The sequence below is a fragment of the Sphingobium boeckii genome, assembly GCF_014199215.1.
GTDB lineage: Bacteria > Pseudomonadota > Alphaproteobacteria > Sphingomonadales > Sphingomonadaceae > Sphingobium_A > Sphingobium_A boeckii.
This window is the reverse complement of sequence record NZ_JACIJC010000001.1, coordinates 378,445-399,960: the sequence shown is the minus strand read 5'-3', so window position 1 is coordinate 399,960 and position 21,516 is coordinate 378,445. Positions and strand designations below refer to the sequence as shown.

The following is a 21,516-nucleotide window of genomic DNA, read 5'->3' as shown; positions in this document are numbered from 1 at the left end:
TCAGGTGCCGTTCAGCGCGCCGGCACGAGTTCGATCACGTCCATCATCGATTCGAACCGGGGATAGGGCAGGATCAGCCGCCAGCGTCTGACACCCACTTTTTCAATGGCGCCCGCCATATCACGATCCGCATCGCGACCGTAATCCAGCGCGCGGCGCTCGTCGCCCAGCATCATCGTGCCGAGGAAAATCTTGCGATAGCCGTCATTGTCGAAGATCAGGCCCACGGGACGCTGCGATCCGCTGAGCTTGGTGAAGCTGAACACCGCGCCTTCGTCCGAGATCTTGCAGGAAAAGGCCGGATAAGCGGTATAGTCTCCCATGCCTGCGGCCTGCGCGCCCAGCTTGATCACGCGGCAACGATAATCGCCCGCCGGAATTTCAGCGCCGGCCATCGCCGCATCGGGATCGAGCAGCACGCCCTCACGCAGGATATCACGATCATGCCCGGCCGCCCGCGCCTGATCGAGCGCGGTGGTGAAGGCGGTGCGCCAGTTCCGGATACGCTTGCGATCTGAATCAGTCGCCACCAGACGCCAGTTCGCGCTCTTGGGAGCGTCGATGTCGACAAGACGCGACGGTGGTTTTGCCGAAACGCCACCGGCGCAGAGCAAGAGCCATATCCATCCGTAGCCCAGGGCTTTCATTGTGCGACCAGCCTCTATCGGGGTTTCCAGGCGCAAGGATAACATGGGCAGGGCATTTGGAAAGCGGCTTGTGGCAAAGCCGCTTTCCCCTCCATCGTCAGAAAAACAGCTTGCGGAAGCTGAGCATGACCGTGCGCCCGAGCGGATCGAGATAGTCAGGCTGATAGCGCAGAGGCGTCGCGCCCGTGGCGTCGGTCACGTCCTGACGGCTATTGAACAGGTTCTTGATGTTCAGTGACACCCGCGCGCCCCTGAAGAACGGATGGGCCAATGCCAATTTGGGCATTTGCCCAAGATCGGCGAACAGGCGCAGATCCGCGGTCGCCAGATCGGAAAAGCGCAGGGTGCTGTTGATCGCGCCGAGCGCGCCGTTCACATGGGTGCCGCTCTGCCAATTGGCGCTCATCCGGAAGCCAAGGCCGTTATTGCTATAGCCGGCCTGTGCCTGCAGTTCATGCCGCGGCGATCCGCCGTTCGATCCCACGGCGTCTCCGTCCAGCAGATCAAGCTTAGGGATGCCCGGACCGATCTGGATCGTGTCTGTGAGGTGCCAGGTATGGAAGAGCGCAAACTGGATGCGCCCGCCACCACCGCCCGGACCGCCACCACCGGGGCCACGCCCGCCGAAGCCGCCGCCACCCGGGCCGCGCGCCTGGCCTTCACCACCAGCGCCTTCGGGCCGATCCCCGCCCTCGCGCGCAGGCTGTTGCCCTTCTCCCCCGCCCGGCGGATTTTGCCGATTGTTGCCGCCAAACAGCGCACGCAGATCCACCGGCCGGTCCTCGGGCTTGCTGCCCGCTGCCCGCCAGGCCTCGAATGCCTTCTGCCGTGCAGATTTGATCGCCATGGAATAATTCACGCCCCAGCGAAGCTGGCTGCTGCGGGCACTGGCGAAATTGATCGGGCGCGCGTCGACCTGGATCAGCACACCATCGGCATCCCGCACGAAGCGATCAGGAAAAGCCGCTTCGATCTGCGGTGTCGGCGTGGGGAAGCTGGCGATCGGATTGTCGGTGCGCGACCGCGTATAATTGGCCGTCAACGTGATGTCGGTCTTTTCGAACGGCTTCAGCGTCAGGCCCAGCCGCGTGGTATGGCGGTTGCTTTCGCGCAATGCCGGATTGCCGCCGCCGATCTGCGATACGAACACGGTTTCACCGCGGGCATAATCGAAAACCGAGATATTGGGCGTGAGCACCTGGGGATTGTTGATCTGCAGCCCGCTCGGCGCATTCCGGTCTTCGGAAACCGAGGCGATCAGACGGATGGCAGGGATCGGCGTCCAGCGCGCGCCATAGCCCAGGGTGGTGAGCGTCCCGAAATCGGAGAGGTGCTGGACCCCCGCATTGCCGTTCAGCGACAGGTCTCCAATCGCCGAGAGCACATTATTGCGGCGGCTGGCGATCGGAATGTCGATGCTGGCCTGCCCGCTGGCGATATCGCGGGAGAATTCGGCCGAACGCGCGATGCCCGAGCGCAGCGAACGGCTGTCGAAGCTGTTGGAAGACAGTCCCAGGGTGAAGCTGCTGGTGACCTTGCCCGCCGGCAGATCGAAAAGCGGCCCGCTGACCAGAAAATCACCCGTAAGGCCGGACGATTTGGCGCGCGCGCTGTCCGTCAGGCGGTTGGACAGCAGACTGGGGGGAAGGCTGGCAAACGGATTGACCGAGGGATCGCCCGCGGTGAGCGCCGATTGAATGCCGCTGGTGTCGATCCCGCGATCCGTCTTCGTGCGCGTATCCGAATAATCATAGGCACCCGTGAACGACCAGCGCCATGGCTTCACCTCGCCGTTCAGGCTGAGTCCGAAATGCGCCGTCGTGCCTTTCACGCCCTGTGCCAGCGCGCCGATTTCGTCGATATACCGATATAATTGCGCCGGATCATCGAAGGGTGAGAAGGGATTTTCGGCGGGCAAGGCAAAGAGCCGCCCCTGCAGGCCCTGGAGGGAGTCGCTGTCGCTCAGTTCCAGCCGGCCGTTGATCGATCCGGAAATGCCGCCGGGCAATGCGCGCGCCAATGTGCTGTTGATCGCCAGATTCTTCGTGGACGGGCTGAGCGTTCGATAATCGGGGAGATTGCCGATCTCTTCGCCGCTGGATCCGATCACCAGATCGCCCGTGGCAGAGGTGACCGGAACGATATCCCGCTCGCTTTCGAGCAGGCTGTCTGCGGCGGTATATTTGATGTTCACGTTGAGGCGATTGTCGTTTTGAATGCGCAGGACATTGGCTTCGATCTGGCCATTCTCGCGACCACCCTCGGTCGTAACACCGCCGCGCGCTTCCCCCGTAAGCGCATTGAAACGACGACGCAGGACGATGTTGACGACCTTCTGATTGGCGGAATAGCCATAAGTGAGCGACACTTCTTCGGGCAGAATCTCGACCCGCTGAATCGCCTCGGTCGGGATGTCCTGGATTTCCGAGAAGCTCGATATCCGCTTGCCATTGAGCAGCACCACCGGCGATCCACCGGCCGCGTTGGTCTGCGGCGCAAGCTCGGTGAGCAATTCTGAAATAGAGCTGACGCCGTAAGCGCGAACGTCCCCGGCGTTCAGGCGCTGCTCGGGCGTGATATCCCCTTCGACTGCGCCGCGTTCCTTGGCCTGTCCATTGACGACGATCTCTTCATATTCCTCTTCGCCCGGCACCTGGGCCGCAGCGGGCGGTGCCGCATCCTGCGCCTGCAGCGCGGCGGGAGAAGTCCCCAGCAGCAGCGCCATTGTGAAGACTGATCGATGTGTACGCATGTGTGTCACTATCCCCGGAACGATTGCCCATGTGACGTCCGGATAGGGCCAGGCTGTCGCGCAATTATGGCAATTGCCTGCTCAAATGTCGCAAATTGTAGCGACGTGCGGTTAAAGCGATTCGGCGCGCAGGGGGCGGGAGAGCAGTGCACCGACCACGGCCTCCGCATCCGCCTGGCCGGCCAGCAGCGCACACACCGCATCCACCACGGGCATGTCCACCCCGATCGCGCGGGCCGCCTGTTGCAGCACCGGCGCAGTGAACGCCCCTTCGGCCACGGTCTTGCGATCCGCCATCATCACGGCGGCGTCACGGCCTTCGCCCAGCCCCTTGCCGAGCGAGAAATTGCGCGACTGGGTGGAAGAGCAGGTCAGCACGAGATCGCCCAGGCCGGAAAGACCGGCGAGTGTTTCGGCCCGTGCGCCCTTCGCCAGGCCGAAGCGCGTCATTTCCGCAAAGCCGCGCGCGATGAGCGCCGCGCGTGCGTTGAGGCCGAGTCCCCGGCCCTCCACCACGCCACAGGCGATGGCGAGCACGTTCTTCACCGCGCCGCCAATCTCGGCCCCGATCACATCGGTGGAGGCATAGGGACGGAAATGCGGTCGGGCGAGGCGCGCGGAGAGCGCCGCCGCCATGGCCTCGTCCGCGCAGGCCAGCGTGACCGCTGTCGGCAGCCCTTTGGCCACCTCATGCGCGAAGGTCGGCCCGGAGAGCACGGCAATGGCCGCATCGGGCTGCACCTCGGCCGCCACTTCGGAAACGAGCAATTGCGTCCCCGCCTCGATCCCCTTGGAACACAGCACCAGCGGCTTGCCCGCCGCGTTCAGCCCGCCGAGCATCGCGCGCACATGTTGCGCGGGCGTGACCACCAGCAGCGCATCGCAGCCGGCCAGATCGGCCAGATCGCCCGTAGCCTGGATGGAGGGCGCGAGTGGCACGCCCGCCAGATAGACCGGATTTTCATGGCCGGTGTTGATCGCCGCCACCACATCGGGTTCGAGCGCCCACAACCGCACAATCTCGCCGCCGGCGGCCGCCACTTGCGCCAAGGCGGTGCCCCACGCACCGCCGCCGATAATGCCGATCTTCATGCCTTAACCCCTGCTCCGCGCACCTTATCCGCCTCCGGATCGAGCGGCCAGCGCGGGCGCGCCGCCACGTCGAGCGGATCGGTCAGCCCCAGCGCAAAGCGCTCTGCACCCGCCCAGGCGATCATCGCCGCATTGTCTGTGCACAGCCAGAGCGGCGGCGCTGAAAAAGGCAGGTCGTGCGCCGCCGCGAGTTGCTGGAGCGCGGCGCGGATCGGGCCATTGGCCGCGACCCCGCCTGCGACGACCAGGGCGGTGGCACCCGGCGCGACAGCGATGGCCCGCTTCGTCCGATCGATCAGGCAGTCGATCACCGCCTGCTGAAAACCCGCAGCGATATCCTCGGCGCTGTGCGTCTGCGCGTCGCGCGCGCGCAACACCGCGCTTTTCAGCCCCGCGAAGGAGAAATGCGGCTCCGCACTGCCCAGCAACGGGCGCGGCAGCTTCACAGCCTTGGGATCGCCCAGCGCCGCGGCGCGCTCCACCGCCGGGCCGCCCGGAAAGCCCAGGCCGAGCAGCTTGGCGGTCTTGTCAAACGCCTCGCCCGCCGCGTCGTCGATCGTCGTCGCGAGCCTTTTGTACCGCCCCACGCCCTCCACCAGCAGCAATTGGCAATGCCCGCCCGATACGAGCAGCAGCAGATAGGGAAAGCACAGCGCAGGATCGGCGAGCCGCGGGGTCAGTGCATGACCCTCGAGATGATTGACCGCAATCAACGGCTTGCCCGCCGCCAGCGCCAGCGCCTTGGCGGTGACGAGGCCCACCATCACGCCTCCGATCAGGCCCGGCCCCGCGGTGGCGGCGATCGCGTCCACATCGGCCAACTCCAGCCCGGCTTCGTCCAGCGCGGCGGCGATCAGCGGCTCCAGCGCATCGACATGCGCGCGCGCCGCTATTTCCGGCACAACGCCGCCAAAGGGCCGATGCGCTTCCTCCTGCCCCGCCAATTTGTGCGCCAGAATATGCCGTTCGCTGGTCACCAGCGCCGCTGCGGTCTCGTCGCAGCTCGATTCGATGCCGAGGATGATGGCCATGGGCTTTCATCTAGTCCTGATCGCCGGTAGCACAAGCGGCGATGGCTCCGCTTCTCGTTCTCCGCCCCGAACCGGGTGCCAGCCGCACCGCGGCGCGCGCCAAGGCGATGGGCCTCGACGCCCGCGCCGCGCCCCTGTTCGAGATTCTTCCGATCGCATGGACCGCGCCCGATCCCGCGGGGTTCGAGGCGCTTTTGCTGACCAGCGCCAATGCTGTTCGGCAGGGCGGCCCGGCGCTGACGCTCTATCACAAACTGCCGGTTTACGCGGTGGGGGAGGCGACGGCGCAGGCTGCGCGAGACGCCGGTTTGGCCGACGTCATTACGGGGCCGGGCACGATCACCGCGCTCCTAGCCTCGCTCGATCCGCCACTGCGCCTGCTCCATCTCTGCGGGATCGACCGCCGCGACGCCGCGCGCGATGGGATTACGATCACGCCCATCCCCGTCTATGAAGCGCGCGCGATCGAATCGCCGGGGGATTTGCGCGGCGGCGTCGCCTTGGTGCATTCGCCGCGCGCCGCGCGCCGGCTGGCGGCGTTGGTCACAGATCGCGCGGACATGGCGCTGGCGGCGATCAGCCAGGCTGCCGCGGAAGCCGCCGGAACGGGATGGGCATCCATCGCGGTTGCGGAACGGCCCGACGATGAGGCATTGCTGGCGATTGCAGCGCGGCTGTGCGAAGATCGCGTGAACACGAGGAATGGCATGACGAGCGAATATCTGGCGGCGGAACCCGAAACGACGAAGCCGCCGCGCCCTTACCGAACGGCGATGATCGTCGGGCTGATCGCCTTTGCCTTGGGGCTGGTCGCCATGGGCTGGATCATCACGCGCTGGAATGGCGGTGCCGGCTATTTCGGCCGTCCGATCGCCAGCGATGCGGTAAAGCAACCGGGCGGCGCCCCGATGCCCGTGCCGCAGACGGCGCAGGGCGCGCTCACCGGCATGAACCTGACGACCGCCGATCTGCTGGCCGCACGCATCCGCGACCTTGAGCTTCGCCTGGCGCAGATCGACGTGCGCGCGCAGGGCGCCGCCGGCAATGCCGGCCGCGCCGAATCGCTGCTGATCGCCTTCGCCACGCGCCGTGCGCTCGATCGCGGCGTGCCGCTCGGCTATCTCGAAGGTCAGTTGCGCGATCGGTTCGCGCAGAGCCAGCCTTTGGCGGTCAAGACGATCCTCGACGCCGCGCGCCAGCCGGTCACGCTGGAAGAATTGCAGATCGGGCTGGAGGATCTGGCACCGGCGCTCAGCGGCGGCGGACCGGAGAGCGATTGGTGGGGCAGCTTCCGGCGCGAGATTTCCGAACTCATCGTGATCCGTCGCGCCGGCACCCCCTCCCCCGCGCCGGCTGAGCGTCTGCAGCGTGCGCGCCAGAAGCTGGGCGGCGGTCAGGTGGATGCGGCGCTTGCCGAAGTCGCGCGGATGCCTGGGCAAGCGGAAGCGCAAAACTGGATGGAGGCGGCGCGGCGCTATATCGAGGTGCGCCGCGCGCTCGATTCGCTGGAAGCCGCGGCGGTGGTCCAGCCGAAGGCAGCCGCCCTGCCCGCCTCTGCGCCGATCGCAGCGCCGCCGGTGAGTGCGGAAACGCCTGTGCTGCCGGATTGAGGCCGACATCATCCGCTTGTCCCGAGCGAAGTCGAGGGACGAACGGTTTCAGGTTGAGAAGGGCGCGATCACGGCACCAATTTCCCGCCCTTCATCACCGCGGCGACGCTGGACAGCACCGAGATATCCTTCAAAGGATCGCCGGCAACCGCCACCAGATCCGCAAAATGCCCTGCGGACGCCGCGCCGACATCCGTCTGCCAGCCCAGCGTGGTCGCGGCGACCACCGTGGCGGACTGGATCGCCTGCATCGGGGTCATCCCATAACGCACCATATACGGGAATTGCTTGGCATTCTCTCCATGCGGATACACACCCGCGTCAGTGCCATAGGCGATGATCGCGCCGGCCTTCACCGCCTTGCGGAAACCCACGCGCTGCGCATCGGTCGTCTCGCGATTCTTGCGGAGATAGCCTTCGGGCCAGCCCTCCTTGGTGCCGACCGCCTCGATGAAATCGCCATTATAGATATCCATCACCAGCGTGACGCCCTTGGCCTTGGCGAGCGCAATGCCCTCATCGTCGATCAATGAAGCGTGTTCGATCGAATGGACGCCCGCGCGGATCGCGGTCTTGATCCCCTCCGCGCCATGCGCGTGCGCCGTCGCATAGCTTTTGTGGATCGCCGCCTGCTGCGTCACCGCGCGGATATCCTCCTCGGTCATTTCAAGCTCGCCCGGCTCGGTGCCTTCGGCCAGCACGGCACCGGTCGCGATCATCTTGATCGTGTCCACGCCATGCTGAAAGAGATAGCGGGTCTTCAGCTTCGCCTCATTGGTGTCGTGATAGACGCCCACGCGCATATCATCAGGCACGGAGACATCGGGCGCGAGGCCGGTTACTTCGCCGCCGCCGCCGGGAATGGTGATATAGGCGCCCACCACATTCATGCGCGGCCCCGGCACGATCCCCTCATTGATCGCATTGCGCAAAGCGACATCGGCAAAGGCACGAAAACAGCCGACATCATGCACGGTGGTGAACCCGGCCTTCAGCGTGGCGTAAGCGTTCTTCGCGCCGACATAAGCCATTTCCTGCGTTGAATGGAGCAAGGGCTCGGCCACATTGTTGGTCTGCCCCCAATCCGCCAGATGCGTGTGCATGTCGATCAGGCCGGGGAGCACCGTCATGCCGGACCAGTCGATGACGATCGCGCCCTCGGGCGCGGGCGACCATGGCTCGACCGCGACGATCCGATCATTCTCGATGCGGATCCTGCGATCGGGGAGCACCTGCCCTTTCTCAACATCCACCAGCTTTCCAGCATGGACATAGATGGTCTGCGCCGTGGCGGGGCTGGCGGAAAGCAGCATCATGGCTGCTACGGTCGATTTGATCCTGTTCACGTCAGTCCCCCTTGGCATCCCGGCAAGAGATCAGCTTGCGTCACGCCGCGGCTTCAACTCAAATGAAAAATGAGAATGATACAATGAGGAGAGCGATCTTGGCGGGACCATTGGAAGGTATCAGGATCATCGAAATGGCCGGGATCGGCCCCGGCCCGTTCGCCTGCATGATGCTGGCCGATCATGGCGCAGAGGTGATCCGCATCGATCGCCTGGCCAAGAACATCCATTTCCTGCCGGATGAGAAACAGGATGTGCTGCTGCGATCGCGCAAGACCGTCCGCGTCGATCTGAAATCACCCGAGGGCATCGCCCTGGTCCGCGATCTCGTAAGTTCGGCCGATGGGCTGGTGGAGGGGTTTCGGCCGGGCGTGATGGAGCGGCTGGGGCTGGGGCCGGAGGTGCTTCAGGCCGACAATCCGGCGTTGGTCTATGGCCGCATGACGGGCTGGGGGCAGACCGGACCGCTGGCACCCGCCGCCGGGCATGACATCAATTACATTGCCCTGTCCGGCGCGCTCCATGCCTTTGGCCGCAAGGATGGGCCACCCACACCGCCGATCAATGCCGTGGGCGATTTCGGCGGCGGCGCGATGATGCTGGCGTTCGGAATGCTGGCCGCGCTGCTCCATGTTAAGAATGGCGGCCGGGGCCAGGTGGTGGATTGCGCGATGACGGATGGGTCCGCGCTGCTGCTGGCGATGATCTGGTCGTTTCGCGCACAGGGCATGTGGAACGACCGGCGTGGCGAAAACCTGCTCGATACCGGCGCGCATTTCTATGATGTCTATCAGACGGCGGATGGCGAATGGGTTTCGATCGGATCGATCGAACCGCAATTCTATGCGCTGCTGCGGGAGAAGGCCGGACTGGCAGACGATCCCGCCTTCGATGCGCAACTCGATCCGCGGCAATGGCCGGTGCTGAAGGACAAGCTCACCGCGCTGTTTCTGACGCGGACACGCGAAGAATGGTGCGCGTTGATGGAAGGCACCGATATCTGCTTTGCACCGGTGCTGGGCTTCGACGAAGCGGTGGCGCATCCGCACAATGCGGCGCGCGGCACATTCGTCGAAGCGGACGGGGTGATGCAACCCGCGCCTGCGCCACGCTATTCCGCGCTGGAAACAGTTGCGCCCCGCATGGCGGACGGCCAGTCTGCCACCGAGGCCGTCCTAAACGGGATCGGCTATGACGCAACACGGATCGCCGCGCTGCAATCTTCAGGCGTCATCGCGTAAAAAGGGAAGTATCATGCACAAGGCGAAATGGGTTGGAATGGCTGCGGTGGCGACGCTCATGCTGGGATCGGGCAGCGCAGCCTTCGCCAAGGCCAGCGCGGCCGATGTGGCCGCCGCCAAGGCATTGCTGATGAAGGGCGTCGGCTTCCGCACCGTGGAGGGCCAGGGGCAGGTGCCCGCTTATGCCGCCTATATCGCCTCGGTGCTCAAGCAAGCGGGGTATGCCGACACCGATATCGAGATCACGCCGATGGGCGAGACGGCGACGCTGGCCGCCACGCTGAAAGGCACCACGCGTGGAAAACCCATCGTGCTGCTGGGCCATATGGACGTGGTGGAGGCCAAGGCCGCGGACTGGACGCGCGATCCCTTCGTGGCGGTAGAAGAAAATGGCTATGTCTTCGGTCGTGGATCGGAGGACAATAAATATGATGTCACGCTGATGATCGCCACCATGGCGAAGCTCAAGAAGGAGGGCTTCAAGCCCAGGCGGGACATCATTCTCGTGCTGTCCGGCGATGAAGAAACGGAGATGAAGACCACGGCTGCGCTGGCCGAGAAATATAAGGGCGCGGAATTCGCGCTGAACGGCGACGGCGGCGGCGGCTTGCTCTCCGAAGATGGCAAGCCGCTCTTTTACGGCCTGCAGGCGGGCGAAAAATCCTATGCCGATTATCAAATCGCATTCACCGATCCCGGCGGCCATTCGAGCGCACCGACCACCACCAATCCCGTCTACCGGCTCGCCAAAGCGCTGGACCGTGTCGGCGGCTATCATTTTCCCAACCAGATCAACGAACTCACCAAGGCCTCGCTGACAGCGGCCAGTACGCAGGTCGGCGGAGAGGTGGGCGCGGCGATGGCGCGTTATGCCCGCAATCCGAACGATGCGGCGGCGGCCGACCTCATCGCGACCCGCCCGGAATATGTGGGCCAGGTGCGCACAACCTGCGTGGCGACGATGGTCAATGCGGGCCATGCACAAAATGCGCTGCCACAAAGCGCCACGGCGAACATCAATTGCCGCATCTTTCCCGGCGTCTCGGTGGAAGCGATCCAGGCGAAGCTGACCGAAGTGGTGGCAGATGCCACAGCGAAGGTCACCGTGCTGGGCGATCCATTGGCAAGCGACGCGTCGCCACTGCGCAAGGATGTCGTGGCGGCGGTCACCAAGGCGGTCAACGCGCGCTATCCGGGCCTGACGATCACGCCGAGCATGTCCGCCGGCGCAACGGACAGCCTGTATTTCCGGGCTTTGGGCGTGCCAAGCTATGGCGTGTCATCGCTGTTTGCACGCAGCGAGGATAGCTTTGCGCACGGGTTGAATGAGCGCGTGGATATCCGGACCCTGGGCGCGGCGCTCGATCAGTGGGAGTCGGTGCTGCGGGATATCGGGAGCCAATAGACCAATCACTCAAACCCTTCTGTGTCGAGCGCAGTCGAGACATGCACTTTGCAGGTGGCACGTCCCTAGACTGCGCTCGGGACAAACGGATTGGGAGGATTTAATCTAAATCTTCGGATCGCCCAGCAGTGTATCTAGCCAGCGCACCGCCATCGCGCTGGCCTCTTCCGGCGTGAAGGTGGTCGCGTCCAGCGTCAGTTCGAGCCAGAGTCCGTCGACCAGCGCGGTCAGTGCGATCGCGGCGGGGATCGCCCGCGCCGCGCTCAATCCGTTTTCGGCCAGCAGCGCCTCCAGATCCCGGCGGGATGCGGCATAGCTGTCCGCGTGGATCGCGGCGATCGCGGGATCGGTCTTCACCAGGCTCCAGAAGGCGAGCCAAGTGGAGAGCAATGCGGGATCGGAGACCGGCGGCCGGAAGCTGGCGGTGACGTGCGCGATCAGCCGCGCCCGGGGATCGCGGCCGGCCCCGTCCACCGCCAGCGCGAGCGATTGCGAAACCATCGCCGTCACATGACGATAGGTCTCGGCGATCAGCGCGTCGATGCCCTCGAAATAATGCCGCAGCAACCCCGGTGACACGCCTGCGCGAGTGCAGATAGCACGCACCGACGTGCCCGCCACGCCCGCCGCGGCGAGGCTCTCGGCGGTGGCCTCGATCAGCGCCTGACGGCGGGTATCGGCATCTTCGCGCGTGAAGCTGGCTCTCATCCTTCTCCTTTCGATGAAACGGACGCGGAAGGAAAGTGAAGCAAAGGGATTGATAGCGCGCCCCCGTTACTATACACGTGTATAACAAGGGAGCTCGCCATGCCAAGCCTGTCGCCAGTTGCGCATCATAATGCAGACCCAGACGAGGGTTGGAGCCTGCCCGCCTGGGTGTATCACGATCCCGAATTCTTCCGCATCGAGACCGCGCGCGTCATGCGGCCGAGCTGGCAGGTGGTGTGCCATGTAAGCGATGTGCCGGGCGTCGGCGATTGGCACACACTCGATTTCCTTGGCGAAAATATCATCGTCATCCGCGGTGAGGACACAAAGGTCCGCGCCTTTACCAACGTCTGCCGCCATCGCGGCTCGCGGCTGGTGGATGGATCATCGGGTTGCGCGAAGAAGCTGATCTGCCCCTATCACGCCTGGACCTATGAACTGGACGGCCGCCTCTCCGGCGTCCCCGGCAAGCGCGAATATCCGACGCTGGACATGGACAAGAGCGGCCTGGCCGCGGTCGAGAGCGAAATATGGCGCGGGTTCGTGTTCGTGCGGCTGGAAGGCGGCGGGCCTTCGGTCGCGTCGATGATGGCACCCTATGAAGAGATGATCGCACCCTACCGGTTCGAGGATCTCCGCGCGGTGGGCCGCGTTACGATGCGCCCGCGCACCGTGAACTGGAAGAATGTGGCGGACAATTATTCCGACGGCCTCCACATCCCCGTCGCACATCCCGGCCTCACCCGCCTGTTTGGCAAGGGCTATGGGATTGAGGCCGAAGAGCATGTCGATCGCATGTGGGGCGGGCTGATCGACAAGCCATCCACCAATCTTTCCGAGCGCATGTATCAGAAGATCCTGCCGCGGGTGGATCACCTGCCCGATGAGGCGCAGCGGCTGTGGCTCTATTTCAAGCTGTGGCCCAATGTGGCGTTCGATATCTATCCCGATCAGGTGGATTTCATGCAGTTCATCCCCGTCTCGCCGACGGAAACGATGATCCGCGAGATCAGCTATGCGCTGCCCGATGCCGAAACTCCTGAAAAATGGCGCCGCGAGATGAAAGCCGCGCGCTATCTGAACTGGCGGATCAACCGGCAGGTGAACCTTGAGGACACCGAACTGATCCAGCGCGTGCAGGATGGCATGGCGTCGTCCAGCTTTACCGTCGGGCCGCTGGGCGCAAGCGAAGTCTGCCTGCGCGCCTTCTGCCGGAAGATGCGGGGGCTGATCCCTGAATCCCGTCTTCATCATGCACCGGCCCCCGGCTGGAGCCACCGTTCCTCTGTGAGTGCCGTTTCATGACCCAGAAATATGATGCCGTGATCATCGGCGGCGGCCACAACGGCCTCGTCTGCGCCTTCTATCTCGCCCAGGCCGGCCTGAAGGTCCGTATCGTCGAGGCACGCGACACCGTGGGTGGTGCCGCGGTGACCGAGGAATTCCATCCGGGTTTCCGCAATTCGGTGGCGAGCTACACCGTGAGCCTGCTGCAGCCCAAGGTGATCCGCGACATGAAGCTGGTGGATCAGGGCTATAGGGTGATCGAACGCCCGATCTCCAATTTCCTGCCGCAGGAAGACGGCGGCTATCTGAAGCTCGGCGGTGGGCTTGAAAAGACGCAGGCGGAGTTCCGCAAATTCTCCGATCACGATGCCGATGTGCTGCCGGCTTATTATGAGTCTCTGGAGAATGTGGCCGAGGTGCTGCGTGATCTTGCGCTCAAATCCCCGCCCAATATCGGCGATGGCCTGAAGACGCTGATCGATGGCGCGCGGCAGGGGCGCAAGCTTTCCAAGCTGAATATCGAGCAGCAGCGCGACGTGCTGGATATCTTCATCAAATCGGCGCGCACCTTCCTTGATAACTGGTTCGAGAGCGAGGCCGTGAAGGCGGCGTTCGGATTCGACGCCGTGGTCGGCAATTATGCCAGCCCCGACACGCCGGGCAGCGCCTATGTGCTGCTCCACCACGTCTTCGGTGAGGTGAATGGCAAGAAGGGTGCCTGGGGCCATGCGATCGGCGGCATGGGCGCGATCACACAGGCCATGGCACGCGTCTGTACCGCCGCCGGCGTCGAGATCAGCCTGGAATCACCCGTCGAGCGCGTGATCGTCGAAGGTGGCCCAAAAGGAAATCGGGCGACAGGCGTCAAGCTGGTGGGTGGCGAAGAGATCATGGCGGATTCCGTGATCGCCAATGTCGGGCCGAAACTGCTTTATGAGCGGCTGATCGACGCAGCGGATATCGGTCCGGAATTCCTGAAGCGCTCCAAAGCGTTCAAGGCCGGGTCGGGCACGTTCCGCATGAATGTCGCCCTCTCCGAATTGCCGCGCTTCTCCGCACTGCCCGAGCCGGGTGAACATCTGCAGAGCGGGATCATCATCGCGCCGACGCTGGACTATATGGATGCCGCTTTCATCGACGCGAAGGCGCATGGCTGGTCGAAAAAGCCGATCGTCGAGATGCTGATCCCCTCGATCATCGATGACAGTCTCGCCCCCAAGGGCCAGCATGTCGCCAGCCTGTTCTGCCAGCAATTCGCGCCTGTGCTGCCGAATGGTCGCGATTGGGATGTTGAGGAAGACAAGGCCGCGGACACGATCATCGACACGGTGGAGGCCTATGCCCCCGGATTCCGAAAATCGATCCTCGGCACGATGACGCTTTCGCCCAAGGGACTGGAGCGCAAATTCGGCCTTGTCGGCGGCGACATCATGCACGGCCATATGTCGCTCGATCAGCTCTGGACCGCGCGGCCGGTGCTGGGCAATGGCGCGTATCGCGGCCCGATCAAGGGGCTCTACATGTGCGGCGCGGGCACGCATCCGGGCGGCGGGGTCACCGGCGCGCCTGGGCATAATGCGGCGCGCGAGATTCTTGCGGATCGCAGCTTCTTCGGGCGGCTATTGCGGGCCTGATTCCTATGCGGGTGCGGCGGCGTTTCGGCGGCGCATCCACCAATAGACCGGCAGCCCGGTTGCGGTCATCACCACGCTCCACACGCTGGCCTCGATCCCGGCACCATAAAGCGTCCAGCAGGAATAGATAAACGCCGTCACCGCGATCAGATCGAAGCCCGGTGATGACTGGATCTTGCCGAGCCGGACCAGTTTCAGGCTGGAGGCCGCGGCGGCAAGATAGAAGAGCAGCGACACCGACGTTGTCACCAGCAGCATGAACACAAACAGATCGGCCATGCTTCGCGAATAATTGGTCAGCACGAGCAGGCTGGCCAGCGTGCTCGACAGGATATGCGCGCGCACCGGGATTTCGTTACGGTTCAGCCTGCAAAACCAGTGCGGGAAGAGGTTGACCCGCGCCAGCGCCAGAGGGATTTCGCCCTGGAGCAGAACATAGCCGTTGATCGCGCCCAAGGCGGCGATCACGGCGAAAAGCGCGACCAGCGGACCGAGCGCTGGATGAACGAACGTCGCGAAGAACAGCGCAAAGGGGGATGCCGACCCGGCCACGGCGTCGGCGGGCAACAGCAAAGTGACCGCCGAACTGCACAGGAGATAGATCAACCCGGTGAGTCCGACCCCGACCAGCGTGGCCCGCGGAATGAGCTTGCGTGGATTGGCGATCCGATCCCCCGCAACCAGCGCGCTTTCAAAGCCGAGCAATGCGAAAAGCGTGAGCGTGGCCGCGGCGCTGATATTATAAGCTGTGATTGGTTGCGCGTCATAGGGTGCGACGGCACCGCTGCCGTCCCTGAGCAGAATCCAGGCCGCGACCCCGATCGCCCCCGCCAAGGGCACGAGCTTCAACAGGGTGGTGATCACCTGAACCCCGCCCGCGGTGCGGACGCCCAGACAATTGATGATCGTGAAGAGCCAGATCACCGCCACCGCGGCGATGGCGGGTGCGCCCGGTGTCGTGCCCAGCACGGGCCACAGGATCGAAAGGTTGCTGATCGCGGCCACCGCCAGCGTGGCGTTGGCGACGAAGACCGAGATCCAGTAGCTCCACGCGACGATAAACCCCATGCCATCGCCGAACGCCGCGCGCGTATAAGTGAGCGGGCCGCAGCCCCCCGCCATATCGCGCGCCATCCGTGCGCAGATATAGGCCAGGCAGAGCGTGCCGCCGATCGTCAGCAGCCAGCCATAAAGGGAATTCCAGCCCAGCGGGGCCAGGCTGGCAGGCAACAGGAACACCCCGGAGCCGATCATGTTGCCGATCACCAGCGCCGTCGCCATCCACGGCCCCATCAGCCGCGGATGGGCGGGGGGAGCGTCTGTCACGCTCCCCTGTCCAGGATCAGAATTCGGTGCCCAGCTTCAGCCCGAAGAGTTGCGGCTTGATGGGATAGATGCGCGCATAAGGGCCACAGAATGACGTGGCGCAGGCGGTGTTCCAAGTCAGTTGTCCCCGTTTGTCGAACGCATTCTGGATATAGGCCTCTATCTTCCATTTGTCCCATGTCGTGCCGATCGAGAAATCGAAGCTCGTAAAGCCTTTGGTCGGCCCCACCGCCGCATAATCGGCGTCGGTCAGGAACGACCGTGTTCCGCCCTGATGGAGCATCGATCCCTGGACGAAGGCGGTGTTGCTGAGGCCGATTGGGAATTCATAGCGCGCGGTCAGATTGCCCTTGAATTTCGGCTGAATCGGCAGGCGCGTGCCTTTGGAGGCCGCCGGCGTCTCTCCCGGCACGCAGACGACATTGAGCGTGGCCGGATCGATCGAACAGAAATCGGTGGTCAGCTTGGCGTCGATATAGGTGCCTGCCGCCGTGAGGCTGAGCCCGCCGGCGCGGACGCTGATATCGCCTTCCGCCCCATAGATACGCGCATCCCCGGCATTGTAGGTGTTGGTCACGCCATTGTTGTTCAGCGGCACGAGGCCGAACTGCAGATCCTTCCATTTCTGGTAAAAGGCAGCCGCATTGAACGTGAAGGGGCCGATCGAGGTTTTCGCGCCCACCTCATAATTGGTCAGCGTATCCGATTTGAACGGATTGACGCTGGCACGGCGGTTGTTGCCGCCGGGCCGGAACCCCTTGGAAAGCGTGGCATAGACCATCGCATCGTCGGTGACCTTCCAGCGGAGGTTGAACTTGTAGGTGACTCCGCTCTCGTCATTCTTCTTGTCGACATTGTTGCAGGGGCGATCCGTCTGCGCAGTCGGCACGCATACCGCAGGATCATAATTCGTGCTGAAAAGGCCGGAATATCCAAAGATCGTATTCTTCGCGATGAAACCGCGCACGCCGGCCGTCAGCGTCAGATCGGGTGTGATATCGAATTCGGCCTGGCCAAAGGCGGCGTAATCGCGATCGACGCGATCGATCCGCGTGTGAAAGATCGAATCGAGATAGATGCTGGTCGGATAGGGTGTGAACCAGATCGGCGTCGGGATGCTGCTGATCCCCTGCACCTGATAGTCAGCAGACACCTTGTCCGTCTGGCGCTGGTAGAACAGCCCGGCCGTCAGGCGAAGCCGGTCCGTCGCGGGGGAGGAAACGCGGATTTCATGCGTCTGTTTGGTGAATTTGTCGCCCAGGATCGAATTCTGCGTGGGATCGATGAAATTGCCATTCGCATCCGGAAAATAGGTCGCGTAATAGCCATAGGTGTCGTAAGCCACTGTGTAATAAGAATAATCTGATGTGCTATCGACCTTGCGCTCAAAATAGCCGCCCGAATAGACGATATCCCAATCGCTCAGCTTGCCTTCGATCGTCAGCGCAGCCTGATACCAGCGGTCCAGATTCTTCGACGGCAAATAATCAGTGACCTTGAGGTCACCCTTGCGTGGGTCGAAGAGGAAGCCGCCATTGGCGCGCTGGCGCTGGTAAATGACCTGGGGCGTGACCGTCCAGTCTTCGTCGAGATCGATCTTGAGCGCCGCGCGACCGCCATAGGTTTCGATGTCATTATAATCATTCTCGACAAGCGCGCCGTTGCTCACCGTCAAATTGGTGAGATTATCGGGATCGCTCGCGGCGTCATCCAGCGTGAAGGTGCGAGTGCCTGGAATATTATCGATATAGCCGCCTTCCTTGCGATAGAATCCGACCACCCGGAGCGCCGCCCGTTCGGACAGGGGTAGATTGAGATAACCCTCCATCTGCCCCCCCATGTCGCCCTTGCCATATTTATTGATTTCGGCGTCCACAGCACCCGAGAATGCCGTGGCATCGGGTTTGTTGGTGATGATGCGCAACGTGCCTGAGAGCGAACTCGCGCCGAAGAGCGTGCCTTGCGGGCCGGACAAAGCCTCGACACGGGCCACGTCATAAATATGGAAATCGACCGCGCCGGCGATCGTGGATACCGGAATTTCATCGACGTAGAGACCGGCCGTGGGAAGCGGGCCGATCCTCAACCCGTCACCGCCGCTGGTGACGCCGCGAAACGAAATCTGCGCCTGGCTGGGGCCGAAGGACTGGAAACTGACGCTCGGCAGCATCTTGGCATAATCATCGAAGCTTGAAACCTGCGCATTCTCAAGCCGGGTTTCGCCCAAGGCCTGGATGCTGATCGGCACATCCTGCAGATTTTGCTCGCGTTTCTGCGCAGTGACGATGATATCGCCGCCTGAAGAAGCCGTGTCCTCAGCCGCGGATTGTGCAAATGCGGGAGAAGCGGCGAGCGCCGAGGATGTCAGCAAAGCTGCCAATATGCTGCGGATATTGGAAATGCGTCCGGAATTCATCGAAGCCCCCTTCGCCATTTATTGTGCGTTGCCGCAAGATGAGCGCGTTCCTCTCAAGCGGTCAAACGGATTTCGGCGAACGTCGCACGGCCGTCATAAAATGCGGGAATCATGTTGCACAAATGCAACGAATCAAAAGGGCGGCACATCCGGATAAGCAGGCAGCACTGGGCCGAGCGCGGCTTTCAGCGGCCCCAGCCAGGGCTCGTAGAGCCGCCAGCGATCGACCCCATCACGGTTGATCGGCCGGCGGACCTGCTCCGAACTCGCGGTTTGCACGGCCCGGTCATTTTCCCAGAAGCGCAGGCACGCGTCCTCGAAGGGGAGGCCAAGATAGGCGAGCAGCGCCCGAACCTGCGTCTCGGTGTCGTCGACCAGGCGTTCGTGGATCACCCTATGGACACGGCCAGGCACTACACCATCGAGATGCGCCATCAGCCGGACATAATCGGCATAATAATGGCCCATATCCTCCAGCGCATAGGAAAAGCCCTGACCGCGCGCGAAATGCTGCCTGAAATTGGAAAAGCCGCAATCGAGCGGATGACGGCGCGCATCGATGATCCTGGCATTGGGCAGCGCGAGATGGATCAACCCGGCGTGAAGCCAGTTGTTGGGGAGCTTGTCGATGAAGAACGGCTTGGCGGTCTTACGGTGGACGCGCGTATTGTCGATATAGCGCGCGCCCAGCGCGGCGCGTTCGTCGGCCGAGAGATCAGCCAGGATGTCGGGATAGCGGCTTTTCGGCCCGATCGGCTTGCCATGATCGAGACTGAGCGCAATCGCCATCATCTCGGGCAATTCCTGGGTGCCTTCGATCATCGAATGACAGGATAATATCTGCTCGATCAGCGTGGACCCCGCCCGCGGCATCCCCAGCACGAAGATCGGATCGGGCGCGGGGTGCCCCTCCCCGGCACGCTGCGCGATGAAGGTCGGCGTCAGCGCCGCGATGCTCCGGTCAACATGGAGCCTGGTGTCGGCGGCGTCATAGCTGATCGATTGGCGGCGCAGGCTGTTGCCCGCTGCATAATGACGAAAAGCCTGTTCGACACGGCCCGCGTCCTCCTGCGCCTTGCCCAGGGCGAAATCGAGATGAAAGCGGTCTTCGTCGCTGATGGGCTTTGCGCTGCGCGCCAGCACGCCCTGCATGGCCGCAATATCATCATCGTCCAGTTTGACGGTCTTGAGGTTGGCGAGGCTCCACCATGCTTCCCCAAGCTCGGGCGCGAGAGCCAGGGCTTCGCGATAGGCGGCAACGCTATCCGCCTGACGGCCCACGGTCTTGAGCACATGGCCATAGCTCATCCAGATCTTGGGCTGGCGGGGTGCCTGGGCCAATATCTCCTCATAAAGCGTGATGGCTTCATCATAACCGCCCACCCGGCCCAGCGCGGCCGCCTTCAGATTGGCATGTCCGGCGTGGGCCGGATCGTCGCCCAGTAAAAGATCGAGCTCGCCGATCGCCTCGGCCGGGCGATTCTGACGATATAACACGGTGGCGAGGTTGGCGCGGGCGGCGGAGAAGGCGGGCGCGAGTTCAAGCGCGCGGCGCAACAAATTTTCGGCGTCGCCATAGCGGCGAAGACGACCGGCGAGTTCGGCCATCATCCGGATCGCAGCCACATCGAACGGATTCTCTTTCAGCCGGGGACGCAGAATGCGCTCTGCGACGGAAAGATCGTTGTCGAGCAACGCGCCAGCGGCCTCCACCAGCACCGGATCGCGCGTCGAGGCGGTGATGGCATCCAGTTCAGCCTGTTCCGCCGCGCTGACGTCGCCCAGCGCGCGGAGGGCGCGCGCGAGAAGCCTGTGCGCATCGGCGTTGCCGAATTCCGCGAAAACGATCTTGCGCGCCTGCGCTGCGGCGTGCGCCGGCGACTGGCGCAGCAGGGCACTGGCCTGCGCCAAAGCCGCATCGATCGAGAGGGGGGTGCCCGTGGAAGGTGTGTCCATCGGCTATCGTGTAGCGAATGAAATCGCGCCTTGCACCTCCCCGTAAAGGGGCAGGTGTCTTCGGACTTTGATCGTTCGCCATCCGGGATGGAAAACTGGAGCGGGCGAAGGGATTCGAACCCTCGACCCCAACCTTGGCAAGGTTGTGCTCTACCCCTGAGCTACGCCCGCTCGGTGCGTCCCATACGGCAAGCCGCAGGGGGGTGAGGCGCGGCTGTTAGCATCGCTCCAAAGGCCCGGCAAGCTCAAAATGCAAAGAATTGCGCGACTTTCGAAAGCATTCGGACAAGAGGCGGTCGCCCGTAGCCGAACCAAAAAGAAAACGCCACGCACCTTGCGGCACGCGGCGCTTTCCAAACGATCGCTGATCGACGGATCAGGCGGTCGCGAGCGTCTCTTCGCCACGACGACGGCGCATTGCGCCACCCACAAAGCCGAAGCCCGTGATCATCATCGCCCACGTAGCAGGCTCAGGAACGGCATTCGAAAAAGCGACATTGTCGACTTCGAAAGCATTCCGTTGGTCAGAATACAACTCAACCTTGCCAAGCGAGCTGGCAGTATCTTCGAAAATTACCCAGCGATTATTCTCGGGAGCAGCCTGATCGCCATTCCCGGGATCGCCGAACTGCGTACCATCAAAAGTCGCGAGGAAGCCGCCCAAAGTATCATACAATGTGATCTTGTTGAAGTTATCAATCGAACCAATGTAAAGCCCGAAGAATTTCGTTCCAACTGCAGAAGTGAATGTTGCGGTCTGACCCGCGCCAATCTGAAGATACTTGCTGCCATCACTTCCCATGGGCTCAGCGCTGACGAAAGGGGTCGATCCCTGCCGCACGACGCCGCCATTGAAAGGGTTTCCAACCGTAAGGCCATCGAAGGTGTTTACGCCCAGCACGCCAGCAGAATTTTCAAAGGTAATCGAGCCGCCGTCGATTACCGAAAAGCTCACGGCCGCCTGTGCCGGGGCCACGGCCGCTACTGTCGCCAACGCTGCTAGAATTAGTTTCTTCATCTCACACTCCCTTTTAGGAAAATTTCTGATCGATTTCCGGCTTGAAA

General features: G+C 63.1%; 15 protein-coding genes and 1 tRNA gene. 5 read left to right on the top strand and 11 right to left on the bottom strand.

Features of this window, described 5'->3' with window-relative positions:
- Positions 1-11: 11 nt before the first annotated feature.
- The 4 genes from FHS49_RS02060 to tsaD form a co-directional block, all read right to left on the bottom strand.
- The gene (locus FHS49_RS02060) at positions 12-647 is read right to left on the bottom strand and encodes a DUF4893 domain-containing protein (protein WP_184014702.1); all 636 of its coding nucleotides are present in this window, start codon (positions 645-647) and stop codon (positions 12-14) included.
- A 97-nt stretch (positions 648-744) separates the two neighbouring features.
- The gene (locus FHS49_RS02055; RefSeq protein ID WP_184014700.1) at positions 745-3,399 is read right to left on the bottom strand and encodes a TonB-dependent receptor; all 2,655 of its coding nucleotides are present in this window, start codon (positions 3,397-3,399) and stop codon (positions 745-747) included.
- 111 nt (positions 3,400-3,510) lie between these two features.
- Positions 3,511-4,491 (bottom strand): NAD(P)H-dependent glycerol-3-phosphate dehydrogenase, encoded by a 981-nt coding sequence (locus tag FHS49_RS02050; protein WP_184014698.1) that lies wholly within the window; start codon positions 4,489-4,491, stop codon positions 3,511-3,513.
- A complete protein-coding gene (gene tsaD, locus FHS49_RS02045; protein WP_184014696.1) occupies positions 4,488-5,522 on the bottom strand; it encodes a tRNA (adenosine(37)-N6)-threonylcarbamoyltransferase complex transferase subunit TsaD in 1,035 nt (344 codons plus the stop codon). The genes FHS49_RS02050 and tsaD overlap by 4 nt, the downstream gene beginning before the upstream one ends.
- A gap of 41 nt (positions 5,523-5,563) precedes the next feature.
- Between tsaD and FHS49_RS19515 the strand changes: the two genes are divergently transcribed.
- Complete coding sequence (locus tag FHS49_RS19515) at positions 5,564-7,132, top strand: uroporphyrinogen-III synthase (RefSeq protein ID WP_246350201.1); 1,569 nt, start codon at positions 5,564-5,566, stop codon at positions 7,130-7,132.
- Positions 7,133-7,200: 68 nt separating this feature from the next.
- Here the strand turns inward: FHS49_RS19515 and FHS49_RS02030 are convergent, their stop codons facing one another.
- A complete protein-coding gene (locus tag FHS49_RS02030; RefSeq protein ID WP_246350314.1) occupies positions 7,201-8,448 on the bottom strand; it encodes a Xaa-Pro dipeptidase in 1,248 nt (415 codons plus the stop codon).
- Positions 8,449-8,576: 128 nt separating this feature from the next.
- On the opposite strand from FHS49_RS02030, the gene FHS49_RS02025 reads away from it, so the two are divergent.
- Together FHS49_RS02025 and FHS49_RS02020 are read left to right on the top strand one after the other, a co-directional pair.
- Positions 8,577-9,719: a CaiB/BaiF CoA transferase family protein gene (locus tag FHS49_RS02025; RefSeq protein ID WP_184014691.1), complete on the top strand. Its 1,143-nt coding sequence runs from the start codon at positions 8,577-8,579 to the stop codon at positions 9,717-9,719.
- 37 nt (positions 9,720-9,756) lie between these two features.
- A complete protein-coding gene (locus FHS49_RS02020) occupies positions 9,757-11,124 on the top strand; it encodes a M20/M25/M40 family metallo-hydrolase (RefSeq protein ID WP_184015922.1) in 1,368 nt (455 codons plus the stop codon).
- Positions 11,125-11,229: 105 nt separating this feature from the next.
- Here FHS49_RS02020 and betI read toward each other — a convergent pair whose 3' ends face one another.
- The gene (betI, locus tag FHS49_RS02015) at positions 11,230-11,832 is read right to left on the bottom strand and encodes a transcriptional regulator BetI (RefSeq protein ID WP_184014689.1); all 603 of its coding nucleotides are present in this window, start codon (positions 11,830-11,832) and stop codon (positions 11,230-11,232) included.
- Between the two features lie 99 nt (positions 11,833-11,931).
- Between betI and FHS49_RS02010 the strand changes: the two genes are divergently transcribed.
- Together FHS49_RS02010 and FHS49_RS02005 are read left to right on the top strand one after the other, a co-directional pair.
- The gene (locus tag FHS49_RS02010) at positions 11,932-13,137 is read left to right on the top strand and encodes an aromatic ring-hydroxylating oxygenase subunit alpha (RefSeq protein ID WP_184014687.1); all 1,206 of its coding nucleotides are present in this window, start codon (positions 11,932-11,934) and stop codon (positions 13,135-13,137) included.
- Positions 13,134-14,753, top strand: coding sequence for a phytoene desaturase family protein (locus FHS49_RS02005; protein ID WP_184014685.1), 1,620 nt, complete (start codon positions 13,134-13,136; stop codon positions 14,751-14,753). Before FHS49_RS02010 ends, FHS49_RS02005 begins: the two co-directional genes overlap by 4 nt.
- 3 nt (positions 14,754-14,756) lie before the next feature.
- Here the strand turns inward: FHS49_RS02005 and FHS49_RS02000 are convergent, their stop codons facing one another.
- The 5 genes from FHS49_RS02000 to FHS49_RS01980 all read right to left on the bottom strand — a co-directional run bounded on the left by FHS49_RS02000 (position 14,757) and on the right by FHS49_RS01980 (position 21,469).
- Positions 14,757-16,079: an APC family permease gene (locus tag FHS49_RS02000; RefSeq protein ID WP_343052877.1), complete on the bottom strand. Its 1,323-nt coding sequence runs from the start codon at positions 16,077-16,079 to the stop codon at positions 14,757-14,759.
- A 16-nt stretch (positions 16,080-16,095) separates the two neighbouring features.
- A complete protein-coding gene (locus FHS49_RS01995; protein WP_246350198.1) occupies positions 16,096-18,495 on the bottom strand; it encodes a TonB-dependent receptor in 2,400 nt (799 codons plus the stop codon).
- A 132-nt stretch (positions 18,496-18,627) separates the two neighbouring features.
- Positions 18,628-20,451, bottom strand: coding sequence for a tetratricopeptide repeat-containing sulfotransferase family protein (locus FHS49_RS01990; RefSeq protein ID WP_184014681.1), 1,824 nt, complete (start codon positions 20,449-20,451; stop codon positions 18,628-18,630).
- Between the two features lie 96 nt (positions 20,452-20,547).
- Positions 20,548-20,622, bottom strand: a tRNA-Gly gene (locus tag FHS49_RS01985).
- A 205-nt stretch (positions 20,623-20,827) separates the two neighbouring features.
- Positions 20,828-21,469 carry an Npun_F0296 family exosortase-dependent surface protein gene (locus FHS49_RS01980; RefSeq protein WP_184014679.1) on the bottom strand — a complete coding sequence of 214 codons (642 nt, stop codon included), beginning with the start codon at positions 21,467-21,469 and terminating at the stop codon, positions 20,828-20,830.
- Between the last annotated feature and the right edge of the window lie 47 nt (positions 21,470-21,516).

What these genes read in the sequence shown, in the direction of transcription:
- FHS49_RS01995 (WP_246350198.1), bottom strand. Translation starts at nt 18,495, where the DNA reads ATGAATTCCGGACGCATTTCCAATATCCGCAGCATATTGGCAGCTTTG.
- FHS49_RS01990 (WP_184014681.1), bottom strand. Translation starts at nt 20,451, where the DNA reads ATGGACACACCTTCCACGGGCACCCCCCTCTCGATCGATGCGGCTTTG.
- FHS49_RS01980 (WP_184014679.1), bottom strand. Translation starts at nt 21,469, where the DNA reads ATGAAGAAACTAATTCTAGCAGCGTTGGCGACAGTAGCGGCCGTGGCC.
- FHS49_RS02055 (WP_184014700.1), bottom strand. Translation starts at nt 3,399, where the DNA reads ATGCGTACACATCGATCAGTCTTCACAATGGCGCTGCTGCTGGGGACT.
- FHS49_RS02030 (WP_246350314.1), bottom strand. Translation starts at nt 8,448, where the DNA reads ATGATGCTGCTTTCCGCCAGCCCCGCCACGGCGCAGACCATCTATGTC.
- FHS49_RS02020 (WP_184015922.1), top strand. Translation starts at nt 9,757, where the DNA reads ATGGCTGCGGTGGCGACGCTCATGCTGGGATCGGGCAGCGCAGCCTTC.
- tsaD (WP_184014696.1), bottom strand. Translation starts at nt 5,522, where the DNA reads ATGGCCATCATCCTCGGCATCGAATCGAGCTGCGACGAGACCGCAGCG.
- FHS49_RS02060 (WP_184014702.1), bottom strand. Translation starts at nt 647, where the DNA reads ATGAAAGCCCTGGGCTACGGATGGATATGGCTCTTGCTCTGCGCCGGT.
- betI (WP_184014689.1), bottom strand. Translation starts at nt 11,832, where the DNA reads ATGAGAGCCAGCTTCACGCGCGAAGATGCCGATACCCGCCGTCAGGCG.
- FHS49_RS02050 (WP_184014698.1), bottom strand. Translation starts at nt 4,491, where the DNA reads ATGAAGATCGGCATTATCGGCGGCGGTGCGTGGGGCACCGCCTTGGCG.
- FHS49_RS19515 (WP_246350201.1), top strand. Translation starts at nt 5,564, where the DNA reads ATGGCTCCGCTTCTCGTTCTCCGCCCCGAACCGGGTGCCAGCCGCACC.
- FHS49_RS02010 (WP_184014687.1), top strand. Translation starts at nt 11,932, where the DNA reads ATGCCAAGCCTGTCGCCAGTTGCGCATCATAATGCAGACCCAGACGAG.
- FHS49_RS02005 (WP_184014685.1), top strand. Translation starts at nt 13,134, where the DNA reads ATGACCCAGAAATATGATGCCGTGATCATCGGCGGCGGCCACAACGGC.